This is a genomic window from Winogradskyella sp. (assembly GCF_965228925.1).
Lineage (GTDB): Bacteria > Bacteroidota > Bacteroidia > Flavobacteriales > Flavobacteriaceae > Winogradskyella.
This window is the reverse complement of record NZ_OZ245845.1, coordinates 2,573,113-2,589,826: the sequence shown is the minus strand read 5'-3', so window position 1 is coordinate 2,589,826 and position 16,714 is coordinate 2,573,113. Positions and strand designations below refer to the sequence as shown.

The following is a 16,714-nucleotide window of genomic DNA, read 5'->3' as shown; positions in this document are numbered from 1 at the left end:
CTAGTTTTAAGTGTAGGCTAATTAATATGAATTGATTTGAAATAAGGGGTTAAGACCTTTTGGGCATTATGAAGTTCTTCTTCGGTATTTTCGCGCGTATCTTTAAGTTGATAATCCCAACCCAGAGCTTCCCATTTATGGACGCCTAGTTTGTGGTAGGGTAGAATCTCAAGCTTTTCAATGGTTTTGTAATCCTTAAAGTATTCGCCCATATTATGTAATAATTCTGGTGCATCGGTGAGCCCTGGAATTAGCACATAGCGCAGCCACATCGGTTTCCCTGAGTTCTCCCTATGAGTGGATACATTAAATGTGGTTTCCTTATTCTTTTGTCCTGTTATTTTTTGATACCCTTCCTCTGTCATGGATTTAATATCCAACATAACCAAATCCGTGTAGTCGTCCATGAGTTCCTTAGCGAAGTGATTTAAGATACGACCATTGGTATCTAAAGCGGTGTGAATGCCTTCTGCTTTCAGTTTTTTAAATAAAGGAATTAGAGCTTTGGCTTGCAGTAAGGGTTCACCTCCTGAAATCGTTACACCACCATGTTTTCCAAAATAGGGTTTTGCTTTCATTACAATAGCAAACAGATCATCAACAGTGTAAGGTCGACCTCCATCCATAGCAATGGTATCAGGATTGTGGCAATAGAGACATTTCAATTTGCAGCCTTGTAAAAAAATAACACAGCGTACACCAGGCCCATCATGCGTACCGAAGGTCTCAATAGAATGAACGTTTATTATGTGGTCTTGTTTTTTAATGGTGATTCAACTTTAAAAAAGCACCTAGAAACTTTAAGTGTCCAGGTGCTTTCGCTTACTAATTACATAGATTCATGGAAGGATCTCGAAATAACCTCCAGTTGTTGTTCTCTAGTCAATTTTACAAAGTTCACGGCATAACCTGAAACTCTTATCGTTAGCTGTGGATATTCTTCAGGGTGTTCCATGGCATCTAAAAGTGTTGCCTTGTCTAGCACATTAATATTGACATGTTGCGCATTATTTGAAAAATAACCATCCAAGATACTTGTCAAATTTTCAACGCGTGTATCAATCTCAGCACCAAGAGACTTTGGTACAATTGAGAATGTGTTTGAAATACCATCTTGGGCATCTTCATAATCGATTTTAGCTACGGAATTCAATGAAGCAATGGCTCCCATTTCATCACGACCATGCATTGGATTAGCACCTGGTGCAAATGGCACACCTAAAGCACGTCCATCTGGCGTGGCTCCCGTCTTTTTACCGTAAACCACATTAGACGTAATCGTTAAAACAGATAAGCTCGGCTCTGCATCTTTATAAATCGGGAATTGCTTCAACTCGAAATTGAAATCTGCTACGGCCTGAGCTGCAAGTGCATCCACTCGATCATCATCATTCCCAAATTTTGGAAACTCTCCTTCTATTTCAAAATCGACAGTCAAACCTTTCTCATTTCTAATTGGTTTCACCTTAGCATATTTGATCGCAGATAACGAATCTGCCACTATGGAAAGACCTGCGATACCATAAGCAATATTGATATGAGGATTCGTATCAATTAATGCCATTTGTGCTTTTTCATAATAGTATTTATCATGCATATAGTGTATAATATTCATCGAATCACTATAGACACGAGCAATTTCTTGCATGGCAATTTTAAAGTTGACCATCACCTTGTCAAAATCGAGATATTCATCCTTATCTTCTGGTACGCCGTCAAAAATCTGAACTCCTGTTAACTCGCAACGTCCGCCATTTAAGGCTAACAATAAGGTTTTAGCCAAGTTAGTTCGCGCTCCAAAAAACTGAATGGATTTTCCTAAATCCTGATGCGATACACAACAGGCAATACCATAATCATCGCTATAACGCACATCGCGCATCAGTCTATCATTTTCGAACTGAAGGGATGAAGTTTCAATGGCGACTTTGGCACAGAATTTCTTAAAGTTTTCGGGTAAATCTTCCGCCCATAATATGGTCATATTAGGTTCTGGAGACGGTCCTAAATTATATAAGGTATTTAGGAAACGATAAGAGGTTTTTGTCACTTTTGTTCTACCATCAGAGAACATACCGCCTATGGCTTCCGTGACCCAGGTTGGATCACCCGCAAATATTTCGTCATAGGCCTTCATTCGCAGATGACGTACGAGGCGTAATTTCATCACAAATTGGTCAATATACTCTTGTGCTTCTGATTCTGTAATGGTACCATCTTGTAAGTCTTGTTCGATATAAATATCCAAAAATGTAGATACATTACCTAAGGACATCGCCGCGCCGTCTTGTTCCTTCACAGCGGCTAAATAAGCCATATAGGTCCATTGAACGGCTTCCCTTGCGTTTTCAGCAGGACGGGTTAAATCAAGATCGTACTTTTGACCAAGAACGATCATTGCCTTTAAGGCCTTAATTTGTTCAGAAACTTCTTCTCGAAGTCGAATAATAGCATCTGTGAATGGGCCCGTTATAGCCTCTAAATCTTTTTGCTTTTGTTCAATTAAAAAGTTGATGCCATAAAGCGCAACGCGTCTGTAGTCACCAATAATACGCCCCCTAGCATAATTATCGGGCAAACCTGTGAGAATGCCTAAAGAGCGGTATTTTTTGATTTCTGCATTATAAGCATCAAACACACCATCGTTATGAGTCTTTACATATTTAGAGAAGAGCTCCGTTAATTTTGCATTAGGCGCTTCCCCATGCTCTGAAAGTGCTTTTTGAACCACCTTAAAACCTCCAAAAGGTTTCATGGCGCGCTTTAAAAGCACATCGGTCTGAAGACCTACAACGACTTCATTATCTTTATCTATATAGCCTGGATCAAAAGCATCTACAGTCGATATGGTATCTGTATCAACACAACGCACACCGTTGTTTGCACGCTCCTCAGCCATGGCTTCTTTACATAGATCCCATAGCTTTTGTGTTCTTGGTGTAGGTCCGACTAAAAAGTCACCCGTACCGTGATATGGAGAAATGTTATTGAATACGAAACTTCTGACATTTAAGGCCTTAGTCCAAAGTCCAGTTGTAAAATCTTTTACTTCCATGATAATATCTGTATTTAATTACAATTAACTGAATACAAAATTAGAACAACAACCTAAAAATTTTAATGACTTTTGTCATGTTCAAAATCCCTGAAGCCCTTTTATAACAGGGTCTAGGCTACGAAAACGTTTGAAATCTATAGGTTGTAGAATCTTTGTATTATGACGTTTTATGGGTTTCTGAATTGGAAACTCTAAATCTTACATTTAATTTATTCTGTTTAAGCGCATTAATTGTAAAATATTTTTATTTTTACGGTGATACTTTTTTACTAATGATATTGATTAATCACTAAGGGATTGAGACTTAAATTTTGTTAGTAGTTAGGGTGAAAAGTATCACAATCCTAAAGGGCTTTAGTTTCTAAAGCCCTTTTTTGTGCCTTTAGAAAATCAACCATGGAAAACTTAAATATTCAGTTTGTTTTGATTAATTAGCAGCAGCTAAAAAAATTCGCCTTAAATTTCTTATTTTCGTAAAAATGCCTAATGATTTTTGCAGATTTTAGATTATGACAGACGTTAAACGCCTCTTTGATTTTCCTTATTACCAACTAAATCATAAACCAAACGCTAAAGCGTTGGTCACAAAATACAACGGTGAATGGATCCCAACATCAACACAAGAATACATTGATAAGGCCAATGCCGTAAGCCGTGCGCTTATTAAAATGGGGGTTCAGAAAAATGATAAAATTGCGGTTATATCCTCAACAAATAGAACCGAATGGAATATTATGGACATTGGTGTGCTCCAAGTTGGTGCACAGAATATTCCTATTTATCCAACGATTTCGGCAGAAGATTACGAATATGTACTAAATCATAGCGAATCTATCTACTGTTTTGTTTCTGATGAAGAGGTGCTTGAAAAAGTGAGGAAAGTAGAAAGCAACACTAAGCTAAAAGATGTCTATTCTTTTGATCATATTGAGGGCTGCAAACACTATTCAGAATTGTTCGAATTGGGCAAGGACGATTCCAATCAGCATGAGGTAGACGCTAGAAAAGAGGCCGTAAAACCAGAAGATTTAGCGACGATTATCTATACCTCTGGTACTACCGGTAAACCAAAAGGTGTGATGTTATCGCATTGGAATATAACCAGTAATGCTTTGGACGCGTCAAAACGATTGCCTCCTATTGATGGAGAAACAAGAGTACTGAGCTTTCTACCTATATGCCATATTTTTGAACGTGTACTAATCTACATATATCAATATGCCGGCACAAGTGTCTATTTTGCAGAAGGTTTAGATAAAATTGGAGATAATGCTAAAGAGATAAAACCACACTTAATGAGCGTGGTACCAAGACTTCTCGAAAAAGTATTTGATAAAATTATGTTGAAAGCCGACGAATTATCGGGTATTAAACAAAAACTATTCTATTGGGCTGTAGAACTTGGAGAAAAATGGCAGCCTTATAAAGCTAATGGTTCTTGGTACGAGTTTAAATTAAGTATTGCCAATAAACTTATATTCAGCAAATGGAGAGAAGCACTTGGAGGAGAATTAAGAACCATGGTTTCAGGAAGTGCAGCACTTCAACCCAGATTATCTAGAGTGTTTTCTGCAGGACAAATGCAAGTTATGGAAGGCTATGGATTAACCGAAACCTCTCCTGTAGTTTCTGTAGGTATGTATAGTGACAAGTATTTTAAGGTTGGTACTGTAGGTAGACCTATAGATAATGTAGAAGTTAAGATTGCCGAAGACGGCGAGATTTTAATCAAAGGCCCAAATGTGATGCTGGGTTATTACAAAGATCCAGAAAAAACGGCGGGTGTAATGACTGGAGATTATTTCCATACTGGAGATAAAGGTATCATTGATGAAGATGGCTTTTTAAAAATTACGGGGCGAAAAAAAGAAATGTTCAAAACCTCTGGTGGAAAATATATCATTCCGACGTTGTTAGAAAATGACCTAAAACAGTCCTTGTTTATAGAACAGGTTATGGTTGTCGGCGAAGGTGAAAAAATGCCTGGTGCGATCATTCAGCCTAATTTTGAATTCATCAGAGATTGGATTGAACACAAAAACCATGACATAGGAACTTCAGAACAAGAAATCGCTACATCAGAAATCGTTATAAAACGCATCCAGAAAGAAGTGGATAAGTACAATACGAATTTTGGAAAATGGGAGCAAATAAAACGTTTTGAATTGACTTCAGAATCTTGGACCATTGATGATGGCCATCTAACTCCTACGATGAAAATGAAGCGCAGTGTTATCAGGGAGAAGTACGATAATCTTTACGAAAAAATCTATAGACCATAGAATATATAGTGGTTTAGCACGTTTTTAAAACTTTATTACTACCTTTTTCAGACTTGGAAAATTTCTACAATACTGCTTTTCAAGATAGCTTTGTAGTATTAATTTTAAATTTTGTCAATCATGAAAAAATCAATTCAATTCTTCGCTTGTTTATTTCTCTTTGCGTCCATAGTACAAGCACAACAGTACAGCCAAAAGAGTTGTAGTGCTGTAACTTTAAATCGAACCATTGAGTTTGATGGAAGTTCGGAATCAGAAAATATCATTATAGATGTATCGGAAGATACTGGTAAAATGCACGTAGGTATTAACAGTACCATTAAATCTGGTTTCCTCACCGTAGAACTTTACGACCCAAAAGGCAATAAAAAAGGGAATTTTTCCATAGAAAGTCAGCAAAATTCTAATAATAAGAAAAAGGAACTGGTATGCGGACAAATGCAAAAATATATCGATGATCCTGTAAAAGGAAAATGGGTGATTCTACTGACTCCTAACAAAGTAAAAGGTGAGGTTTCAATTTGTACTTCAATGTATGATGAATAAATTGAGAACCAACATTAATCTTATCAGTTCTTATTTGAATGGATTTTTATTGGTCTTCCTCTTCATAATAAGTGCGAATTGCTTTTCGCAGTCTCAATCAAAAAACGAACTACATCAATCAATCGAAGGTAAACTACATTTGGATCCTTTATGGGATCCGGTAGTTTACCTATCTTATATTCCCACATTTAAAGACATGAATACCATGTCTAATGAAATGATAATTGCAGAAACTGAACTAGATAGCTCAGGTCATTTTGTATTTGAGACCAAATCTTTTCCAGAAGAAGATAAACTATACAGGCTGCATGTGTCTAAAAAAGATGCCCCAGCAGCGTCCTTAATCATTGGCGGCAAAGAAGAGAACCACATGTTTTTTATCGCAAACAAAAACTCAGGTATCTATATAGAAAATAAAGAAGATAAGGGCCTGTTTTATGATTATAAAATTAGTGGATATCAACCCAACAAAGACTTTAAGTTGATACACAACCTCATAAACGATGACGATAGAATATCCGATACTAGAACTCTAAAAAAGGAATTTGTCAATAAAACCATTGTTTATGAAGAACTTAGGCATATAGCAGATACATCATCCCATCCCATTGTGTCTTTATATGCACTAACAAAAAGTAAATTTGAATCCTCTTATCTTGAAAACCAAAGTTTCTATGAAAGCTACTTGGACAAGTGGAAACATGAAAACTCTACCTATTTTAAAGAACTCAGAGCCAAATTTCCGAAAAAAGATAAAAGCATTACGGTTTGGGTCATTCTTACTGGAATTGTTTTTTTTCTATTAGGTTTCATTATCCATTATGTTATAGGTACTAAAAAGAAAACATCTCATAAGCAACTCAAGCTTCTCAGTGTTCAAGAACGAAAGGTTTACGCACTATTGGTAGAGGGGAAATCAAATAAAGAAATCTCAGAAGCATTTAATATTGGTATTAGCACCGTAAAATCGCACGTCAGTTCCATTTATAATAAACTAAATATAAAGTCCAGAAAAGACATCTTGAACCTTAAATAGGAACATCCCGATTGTAAGCTATTACTTACTGATTTTTAACACCTTACGCATTTTATTATATCTTTAAGGCTACTAACTAAATATATACTATTATGAAAACAAAAACTTTTATTCTTGCCGGACTCGTAGGTGGAGTCGTCGATTGGTTACTAGGTTGGTTGTTCTATGGTATTCTATTTGCCGATACGTTTCCACAACCTCAAGAAGGCTCTAATGCCATGCTCTTTATAACTCTAGGATGCTTTTCTTATGGGTTCTTCATCTCTTATATCTACAATAGGTGGGCACAGATTACCACCTTCGCCAACGGCGCCAAAGCTGGTGCGGTCATTGGGCTTTTTATGGGTTTAATCAATATCTTCTTCGGAATGGCAGAACAAGTAGAAGTCGATTACCAGATGGTTGGTTTAGAACTCCTGATTTCAATAGTCTTAGCAACGGCAGTAGGAGCCGTAGTCGGTTTTATAAATGGAAAGATTGATTAACAAGTTGTTATTACAAATCATTTAAAGCGTTTCGACTAGGAACGCTTTTTTTATTCCATAATTTCATTCAAATTTATTATGCATGCATAGTATTTTTTATTATCTTTGGAAACCAAACTAAATTTCAATGAGAGACAAAACAATAGATTATGTGCTAAGAACCACATGGTTAGCAGTAAATAAAATGTATAACGAGGAGGCATCAAAATTCGATACTACGATGGCTACTGGTTTTGCATTACTAAGTATTGATCCAGAAAAAGGAACGCCTTCAACTTCTTTGGGACCAAAAATGGGTATGGAAGCCACAAGTCTTTCTCGTACACTCAAAACCATGGAAGAAAAGGGTTTAATTGAACGTAAACCAAATCCAGAGGATGGTCGTGGCGTATTAATCCATCTAACAGACTTCGGCAGAGAGAAAAGAGAGTATTCCAAAGAGCGCGTATTGACTTTTGATAATGCCATAAGATCCAACATAGCTTCCGAAAAAATTGAACATTTCTATGAAGTCGCCGAACTCATCAACAACATGATATCTAACAAAAAAATATACAATCAAAAAGAACACATTTTAAAATAATGAGTAAACGTAGAATAAAGAAAATTGCCATCATAGGATCCGGTATCATGGGCAGTGGTATTGCGTGTCACTTCGCAAATATTGGTGTAGATGTGCTTTTATTAGACATTGTTCCAAGAGCACTTAATGATAAAGAAAAAGCTAAAGGCTTAACACTAGATGATAAAGTGGTAAGAAATCGTTTGGTCAATGATGCCCTTAATACATCTATTAAATCTAAGCCCGCTCCACTCTATCATCCTTCCTTCAAAAATAGGATTACAACAGGTAATTTAGAAGATGATATTGCTAAAGTAGCCCATGTCGATTGGATAATGGAGGTTGTTGTTGAACGTTTAGACATCAAACAACAGGTTTTTGAAAAACTAGAAGAGCACAGAACTCCAGGAACGCTTATTACGTCGAACACTTCTGGAATCCCCATAAAATTTATGAGCGAAGGACGAAGTGAAGACTTTCAAAAACACTTTTGCGGAACACACTTCTTTAACCCTGCGCGTTACCTGAAATTATTTGAGGTTATTCCTGGACCTAAAACCGATGCTTCCGTATTAGAATTTTTAAATGGTTATGGGGAGCAATTTCTTGGAAAAACTTCTGTGATTGCTAAAGATACACCAGCATTCATTGGCAACCGTATAGGCATATTCAGCATTATGAGCTTGTTCCATACGGTGAAAGATTTGGGCTTAACTATTGAAGAAGTTGATAAATTATCAGGACCAGTGATTGGCCGTCCAAAGTCTGCTACATTTAGAACTGTGGACGTCGTAGGCCTTGATACATTGGTGCATGTGGCTAACGGTATTAGAGAAAATTGTCCAGATGACGAACGTCATGAGCTATTTCAATTACCGGATTTCATCAATACCATGATGGAAAACCAATGGTTAGGAAGTAAAACTGGTCAAGGGTTCTATAAAAAACATGTATCACCAGAAGGCAAAAAAGACATTTTATCTTTAGATCTAAATACCTTAGAATATAGAGAAAAACAGCGCGCTAAATTTGCAACGCTAGAATTGACGAAAACAATCGATAAAGTTGTAGATCGATTCGAAGTATTAGTTAAAGGCAAAGACAAAGCTGGCGAATTTTATCGTAAAACACTTTCGGCTTTGTTTGCTTATGTATCCAATCGCATTCCAGAAATAACAGATGATTTGTACAAGATTGATGACGCCATGAAAGCAGGATTTGGATGGGAACATGGCCCTTTCCAAATATGGGATGCCATTGGTGTTGAAGCTGGTATTGCCATGATGAAAGCAGAAGGCCTAGCTCCGAATGCTTGGGTTGATGATATGTTAGCTTCTGGAAATTCTTCGTTCTACACCGTTAAGGTTGGTGCCACTTACGCTTATGATATTCCTAAAAAGTCTCAAGAAAAGATTCCTGGTCAGGATAGCTTTATCATATTAGATAACATCAGAACATCTAATGAAGTATTTAAAAATTCAGGGGTAGTTATCGAAGATCTGGGTGATGGCATTTTGAACTGTGAATTCCAGTCGAAAATGAATACCATTGGCGGTGACGTTTTAGCGGGACTGAACAAAGCTGTTGATCTAGCAGAAAAAGATTTTGAAGGTTTAGTGATTGGCAACCAGGGCGCTAATTTCTCTGTTGGTGCCAATATCGGTATGATTTTTATGATGGCCGTAGAGCAGGAATACGATGAACTCAACATGGCCATTAAGTATTTCCAAGATACCATGATGCGCATGCGTTATTCTGCGATACCAACAGTTGCTGCACCCCATGGTATGTCCTTGGGTGGAGCTTGTGAACTATCAATGCATGCCGATAAAGTAGTGGCCGCAGCAGAAACTTATATAGGCCTTGTAGAATTTGGAGTCGGTGTAATTCCCGGTGGTGGAGGTTCTAAAGAAATGGCCTTAAGAGCTTCGGACACTTTTAGGAAAGGAGATGTGGAGTTAAATGTACTTCAAGACTATTTCTTAACCATAGGTATGGCAAAAGTGGCAACCTCAGCTTATGAAGCTTTTGATTTAGGCGTACTACAACAAGGAAAAGACGTTGTAGTCGTCAATAAAGACCGCCAGATAGCGACAGCAAAAGCTCACGCTAGATTAATGGCCGATGCAGGTTATACGCATCCTGTAAAGCGGAAAGACGTAAAAGTACTGGGCAAGCAAGCCTTAGGTATGTTCTTGGTAGGAACGGATGCTATGGAAGCGAGTCATTATATCAGTGAGCATGACCAAAAAATTGCCAATAAATTGGCCTATGTTATGGCAGGTGGTGATTTATCCGAACCAACTTTAGTGACGGAGCAATATCTGTTGGATTTAGAGCGTGAAGCCTTCCTATCCTTATGTACAGAACGTAAGACTTTGGAACGTATACAGCACATGTTAAAAACTGGTAAACCATTAAGAAACTAAAAAATGAAACAAGTATATATAGTAAAAGGCTACAGAACTGCTGTCGGCAAATCCAAAAAAGGAGGATTTAGATTTAAAAGGGCTGATGAATTGGCGGCAGAGACCATTCAATACCTCATGGGTAAATTACCAGATTTTGATGTTACTCGTATTGATGACGTTATTGTCGGTAATGCTATGCCAGAAGGTTCGCAAGGTCTTAATATGGCCCGTATCATTTCATTAATCGGACTAAATACGGTTGATGTACCTGGAGTGACTGTCAATCGTTTTTGCTCTTCTGGATTGGAAACTATTGCTATGGCCGTGGCAAAAATACAAGCTGGTATGGCCGATTGTATTATTGCTGGTGGGGCGGAAAGTATGAGTTCAGTACCAATGACTGGTTTTAAACCAGAATTAAACTACGATATCGTCAACTCAGGTCACGAAGATTATTACTGGGGCATGGGTAATACGGCCGAAGCCGTTGCCGAAAAATATATGGTCTCAAGAGAAGACCAAGATGAGTTTGCCTACAACTCGCACATGAAAGCATTGAAAGCTTTGGAGGAGGATCGTTTTCAAGATCAGATTGTCCCCATTGAAGTTGAAGAGACTTATGTGGATGCCCATGGCAAAAAGGCAAACCGCAAGTTTACGGTTTCTAAAGACGAAGGTCCAAGACAAGGGACGAGCAAAGAAGCCTTAGCTAAATTAAGACCTGTTTTTGCCCAAGGCGGTTCAGTAACTGCAGGTAACTCTTCGCAAACCAGTGATGGTGCGGCTTTTGTATTGGTGATGAGCGAAGATATGGTAAAAGAACTCAACCTAGAACCTGTTGCAAGATTGGTAAGCTATGCTGCTGCTGGTGTGCCACCGCGAATTATGGGTATTGGTCCTGTTGCCGCAGTGCCAAAAGCATTAAAGCAAGCCGGACTCTCACAAAATGATATTGAATTGATTGAATTAAACGAAGCCTTTGCATCACAGTCCTTAGCGGTAATGAGAGAATTAGATTTAAATCAGGACATCGTTAATGTCAATGGTGGTGCCATAGCCCTTGGTCATCCTTTGGGTTGTACAGGTGCAAAACTCTCAGTGCAACTGTTTGATGAAATGCGTAAGCGCGACATGCAAAATAAGTATGGTATGGTCACCATGTGTGTGGGTACTGGTCAAGGCGCAGCAGGGATATTTGAATTTTTAAATTAAAAAACTTAACACTATAGGAATTATGGATACTTTAGAAAAAGAAATACTTAGAGGCGGTCAATTCCTCGTCAAGGAAACCAATTGCGAGGACGTGTTTACTCCTGAAGATTTTTCAGAAGAGCAAAAAATGATGTTAGAAACCGTAAAGGAATTCGTGGATCGCGAGATCTGGCCGAACAAAGAGCGTTTCGAAAAGAAAGATTATGCCTTTACCGAAGAAATTATGCGTAAGGCAGGTGAATTAGGCTTATTGGGTATTGCTGTTCCCGCAGAATATGATGGTCTTGAAATGGGGTTCGTGTCGACCATGTTAGTTTGCGATTATATTTCTGGTGCTACAGGGTCTATTGCAACAGCCTTCGGGGCACATACTGGTATTGGTACCATGCCAATCACCTTATATGGTACTGAAGAACAAAAGCAAAAATACGTACCTGCTTTGGCCACTGGTGAAAAGTTTGGAGCCTATTGCTTGACAGAGCCTGGCGCTGGATCTGATGCCAATTCCGGAAAAACAAAAGCCGTTTTATCTGATGACGGAAAACACTATTTGATTTCTGGTCAGAAAATGTGGATTTCTAACGCCGGTTTTGCTGAAACGTTTATCGTTTTTGCGCGTATTGAAGACGATAAAAATATTACTGGATTTATCGTAGAATATGACAAAGACAATCCCAATGGTATTACTTTAGGTGAAGAAGAACACAAATTAGGGATTCACTCCTCCTCTACCCGTCAGGTGTTCTTTAACGACACCAAAGTACCTGTCGAAAATATGTTATCAGAGCGCGGTGGTGGATTCAAAATTGCGATGAATGCCCTTAACGTTGGACGTATTAAGTTAGCCGCAGCTTGCTTAGATGCTCAACGCCGTGTGATTACAGAAGCGGTTAAATATGCAAATGAGCGTGTACAGTTTAAAACGCCAATCGTAAAATTTGGAGCTATTAAGTCTAAACTTGCAGAAATGGCTACGAGTTGTTATGCTGGGGAATCGGCTTGTTATAGAGCTGCTAAAAATATAGAGGATCGTATTGCGATAAGACAATCAGAAGGAAATTCGCATCAAGAAGCCGAACTAAAAGGGGTTGAAGAATATGCCATTGAATGTTCCATTTTAAAAGTTGCCGTATCTGAAGATATTCAGAATTGCTCGGATGAAGGTATTCAAGTATTTGGTGGTATGGGCTTCTCTGCCGATACACCAATGGAAGCAGCATGGAGAGATGCTCGAATTTCTAGAATTTACGAAGGGACCAATGAAATCAACAGAATGTTAGCTGTGGGTATGCTCGTGAAGAAAGCCATGAAAGGCCATGTAGATCTCTTGGGGCCAGCTATGAAAGTTGCTGATGAATTAATGGGTATTCCGTCCTTTGACACACCTGATTATTCAGAATTATTTTCAGAAGAAAAAGCGATTATCGCCAAATTGAAAAAAGTCTTTTTGATGGTTGCTGGTTCTGCAGTTCAGAAATTTGGTCCAGATTTAGAGCAACACCAACAATTATTAATGGCGGCTTCTAATATCTTAATAGAGATTTATATGGCAGAATCGACCATTTTAAGAACCGAAAAGAATGCCAAACGTTTTGGTGAAGAGGCACAAGCCCACCAGATTGCTATGGCAAAATTATATCTATACAACGCTATTGACACCGTTACAAAAAACGCTAAGGAAGGCATTGTGAGTTTTGCCGAAGGTGATGAGCAGCGTATGATGCTTATGGGCTTAAAGCGCTTTACAAAGTATACTAACATGCCGAATGTTGTGGCACTTCGCACACAAATCGCAGATAAATTATCTGAGGAAAACGGCTATTGTTTTTAATCTAGTTTAAGTTAGAAAGCGAAAAGCCAATTCTCTCGAGAGCTATCGAGATTGAATTGGCTTTTTAATTTAACGTGAGTTCGATATTAGAATTTAAGGGTAGCTTGTTTTATCTTAATAGAATAAGAGCTTGTCACCTTGAGCATTGGTTGAGATAAAATATATTTTATTGAAAGCACCTTGCAGAGCAACTCGAAAGGTCTTTAAAGTCTAATTTCCTAATAGGTTTCGACTGCGCTCAACCTGACATAAAATATTGATTAACTGATAATCGGAATTTAAATAAAACTTTTATATCGAACTCACGATCAATAATATCGTGATGTGGCTCAATAAAACAACACCTTTTTAGAAACAGTTCCTGTATCCGTTTCAACAAGTACAATGTATGTCCCTTGTGCAGGTCGATTGTTAAATTGTATTCTGAGCTTTATTAAAGCTTCATTTAAGGTTTGAACATGAATTAATTGACCCGCTAAATTATATACGGATATTGTCTTTAATGTGACACTAAAAGGATTGTTTACTATGAGTGTGTTTATTCCATTATCGTAGTGCATCTTAAAACTATCCCTTTCATTTTCATCAATTGATAAAGTTTCTGAGTATCCTTGTGGCAATGTAAATACTAAAGCAAAACGGTCGAGATATTCTCCCGCTTCAGCATAAAACTCATAGGCATTTGCCCTTAAATTATGGTAAATTTCAAGCTCAGTATCAAATAGGTACAGACTAAATTCTTCAGAAATATTTTCCAATCCGTCGATACCTATAGTACTCATACCATCATTATGAGTGTGAAACCCCAATGGGAAGCTTGAATACTCATCTATAATATCCGTTCCCTGTATAATGAATAATTGATCTTCGATTAACCAATACATATCTTCATAATCGGTAGTGAGGTATTCACTATCGTAGCCCCAGTCGATACCAGAGCTTGCATTTTCATCTTCAGTCAGTAACAACTGCCTATGTATAGTACTAGGGGCTGTAAAACCCAATCTAATTTTACGTCTTAAATCATCTGCTAAATCCTCTTTTTCCATAGTAACTTCCGCCTCATTTATAGGGGAAGTAGCGTATAGATTTACTGCTGAGAATAAAAATATCAATAAAGAGGGATGTACAATTTTTAGTATCGAGGCATACATGAGTAGGTATATTTTATGATTCATAGGCATTCCAAACTAAATCAATATTCCCCTGCAACGCCCAAATATTCCTATTAAAGCTCATATTAGACGATAAACTTCTCGAGAATGCAAATAATATCTACGAAATGCATAGCATGAATTTAAGGTTATTACGACATTATTAGAGCGAAAAAGGGAATGCAGCTCTACTCAATACTTACATATATATAGTAAAAAAGTCTCAAGACAGGATATCTTGAGACTTTTCACTAACTAACTAAAATATGAAGATCAAAAAAATTACTCAGGATTGTTTGTCACAGCTCGTTTTAAAAGGGGCATAAAACTGAGCAGGTATTTGAACAATCCTAGACTATTCATATCGGTAAAAATATAAAAATAAACGACAAAAAGCATAATTTATTCGATGAAATACACAATTATTTAGTATTTTCTTACAAAATTCATTAAAATTGACTAAATCCAGTAGCCAAAAAACGAGATAATCATTATCTTTAAGCCATCAATCTTGCTATACCATGAAATATTATTTGTTAATCCTACTGTCCCTGCTCCTCTGCGCCTATTCCTCATCACAATCCAATACCGAAATCTTTTTATTCGATTTGAATGTGGCGAATTCTAAAATCCAAGTTACTAATGGCATAAACATTTCAAATAATGAAGGTTATGACAATCAACCTTCGTTTATGAATGAAGATTATGTACTTTTTGCTTCCACGAGAAATGGACAAACCGATATTGCGCAATATCACATCAACTATAAATCGAAGACCTTCATCAATTACACAAAAGGTGGAGAATATACACCTTTAAAGGTTCCAAAAAAATATGCGGTCTCAGCTGTTAGGTTAGATGAAGATGGTAAACAACGACTATATGCTTATAACTTAAGCAATGGTGAACCTACAGAACTCATCAAAGATTTGGTGGTGGCGTATTACACTTGGTATGACGATAATACCACTGTATCTGCTGTGATTGAAGACGAACAGTTAAACCTATTTGTTACCGATATTACCGAAGGTAAAAGCAGAAAATATGCTACCAAGGTTGGCCGTTCATTTCACAATATCCCAAATTCAAATTTGGTAAGTTTTATTTATAAGGAAAGTGGCGAGCGCTGGCAAATTCGTTCTTTAGATCCCTCGAATGGCATTACCAAACTTATCGCCAATACCATGGATGGTGTCGAGGATATCTGCTGGTTGGATGGGAGAACCTTATTATCCGGAAAAAACGGCAATCTGTACAAATTAACTTTAAAAAGAGATAATAACTGGAAAAAAATAGCCGATTTGTCGTCTTATGGCATCACTAACATTACCCGTCTTGCCATTAATTCGGATGCCACAAAACTATTGATCGCTGGTGATTTAGGATCAGACAGTTCTAATACAAAAGCGGGCACTAATTCCAATACGACTTCTGATGAATCTAACTCAGAACCTACGCTGACCGAGGCACAAGCCTCAGCAGTTGTCCAAAAGCACATAGAACCTTTTAATAAAAGGCGATTGAATGATTTCGCCAATGCTTTTGATGACAATGTGATCGTCAATCGATTTCCCAAAGATTATATGTATTCAGGCAGAAAAACATTAAGGGATAACTACCGGCAATTTTTTAGTAATAACAAAAAAGCCAATATTAAAGTATTAAACCGCATCATTTTGAAAAACAAGGTGATTGATGAGGAGTTGGTAACCATCAATAACATCACTGTTAGACAAGCAACCATTTACGATGTGGATAAAGAAGATATTAATTCTATGACCTTTATTAGAAATAGAAAGGCGACATCTAATCCAGAAATCATTATCAATAAACAGCTAGAAGCCTATAATAATAGAGATGTTGAAGAATTTGCAAAAACCTATGCTAAAGACATTAAACTCTATCTATTACCCGATAATCTGACGACAGATGGCATTACCGACTTGAAGAAACGTTACGAAGCTATGTTTAATTCTGTCCCAGATTTAAACGCCGAGATTATGAATAGAATCGTTTTAGGCAATAAAGTCATCGACAAAGAAAAGGTAACAATAAATGGAAAAATCTATTATGCCGTTGCCATTTATGAAATCAAAGATGGCTTAATTTCTAAAGTCACTTTTATCCAATAATTGAG

At 37.3% G+C, this 16,714-nt stretch carries 12 protein-coding genes; 9 read left to right on the top strand and 3 right to left on the bottom strand.

Features of this window, described 5'->3' with window-relative positions:
* Window positions 1–17: 17 nt before the first annotated feature.
* Entirely contained in the window at window positions 18–686 is a 669-nt protein-coding gene (gene pflA / locus ACO052_RS10535) for a pyruvate formate-lyase-activating protein (protein ID WP_422108061.1), read from the bottom strand.
* A 143-nt stretch (window positions 687–829) separates the two neighbouring features.
* A complete protein-coding gene (pflB, locus tag ACO052_RS10530) occupies window positions 830–3,055 on the bottom strand; it encodes a formate C-acetyltransferase (RefSeq protein WP_422107974.1) in 2,226 nt (741 codons plus the stop codon).
* Between the two features lie 512 nt (window positions 3,056–3,567).
* On the opposite strand from pflB, the gene ACO052_RS10525 reads away from it, so the two are divergent.
* The 8 genes from ACO052_RS10525 (at window position 3,568) to ACO052_RS10490 (ending at window position 13,423) form a co-directional block, all read left to right on the top strand.
* Window positions 3,568–5,340, top strand: a complete 1,773-nt coding sequence (locus tag ACO052_RS10525) for an AMP-dependent synthetase/ligase (RefSeq protein ID WP_422107973.1) — start codon at window positions 3,568–3,570, stop codon at window positions 5,338–5,340.
* A gap of 120 nt (window positions 5,341–5,460) precedes the next feature.
* Window positions 5,461–5,886 (top strand): hypothetical protein, encoded by a 426-nt coding sequence (locus ACO052_RS10520; RefSeq protein WP_422107972.1) that lies wholly within the window; start codon window positions 5,461–5,463, stop codon window positions 5,884–5,886.
* Window positions 5,887–6,025: 139 nt separating this feature from the next.
* Window positions 6,026–6,922, top strand: a complete 897-nt coding sequence (locus ACO052_RS10515; protein WP_422107971.1) for a response regulator transcription factor — start codon at window positions 6,026–6,028, stop codon at window positions 6,920–6,922.
* Between the two features lie 92 nt (window positions 6,923–7,014).
* The gene (locus tag ACO052_RS10510) at window positions 7,015–7,407 is read left to right on the top strand and encodes a hypothetical protein (RefSeq protein ID WP_422107970.1); all 393 of its coding nucleotides are present in this window, start codon (window positions 7,015–7,017) and stop codon (window positions 7,405–7,407) included.
* A gap of 127 nt (window positions 7,408–7,534) precedes the next feature.
* Window positions 7,535–7,990 (top strand): MarR family winged helix-turn-helix transcriptional regulator, encoded by a 456-nt coding sequence (locus tag ACO052_RS10505; RefSeq protein ID WP_422107969.1) that lies wholly within the window; start codon window positions 7,535–7,537, stop codon window positions 7,988–7,990.
* Complete coding sequence (locus ACO052_RS10500) at window positions 7,990–10,398, top strand: 3-hydroxyacyl-CoA dehydrogenase NAD-binding domain-containing protein (RefSeq protein ID WP_422107968.1); 2,409 nt, start codon at window positions 7,990–7,992, stop codon at window positions 10,396–10,398. The genes ACO052_RS10505 and ACO052_RS10500 overlap by 1 nt, the downstream gene beginning before the upstream one ends.
* 3 nt (window positions 10,399–10,401) lie before the next feature.
* A complete protein-coding gene (locus ACO052_RS10495; RefSeq protein WP_422107967.1) occupies window positions 10,402–11,592 on the top strand; it encodes an acetyl-CoA C-acyltransferase in 1,191 nt (396 codons plus the stop codon).
* Between the two features lie 22 nt (window positions 11,593–11,614).
* On the top strand, window positions 11,615–13,423 hold the full coding sequence (locus tag ACO052_RS10490) for an acyl-CoA dehydrogenase family protein (RefSeq protein WP_422107966.1): 1,809 nt from the start codon (window positions 11,615–11,617) through the stop codon (window positions 13,421–13,423).
* Window positions 13,424–13,752: 329 nt separating this feature from the next.
* Here ACO052_RS10490 and ACO052_RS10485 read toward each other — a convergent pair whose 3' ends face one another.
* Window positions 13,753–14,601 carry a T9SS type A sorting domain-containing protein gene (locus ACO052_RS10485; RefSeq protein WP_422107965.1) on the bottom strand — a complete coding sequence of 283 codons (849 nt, stop codon included), beginning with the start codon at window positions 14,599–14,601 and terminating at the stop codon, window positions 13,753–13,755.
* 497 nt (window positions 14,602–15,098) lie between these two features.
* Here ACO052_RS10485 and ACO052_RS10480 point away from each other — a divergent pair, with 497 nt between their 5' ends.
* Window positions 15,099–16,709, top strand: coding sequence for a nuclear transport factor 2 family protein (locus tag ACO052_RS10480; RefSeq protein ID WP_422107964.1), 1,611 nt, complete (start codon window positions 15,099–15,101; stop codon window positions 16,707–16,709).
* The last annotated feature ends 5 nt before the right edge of the window (window positions 16,710–16,714 follow it).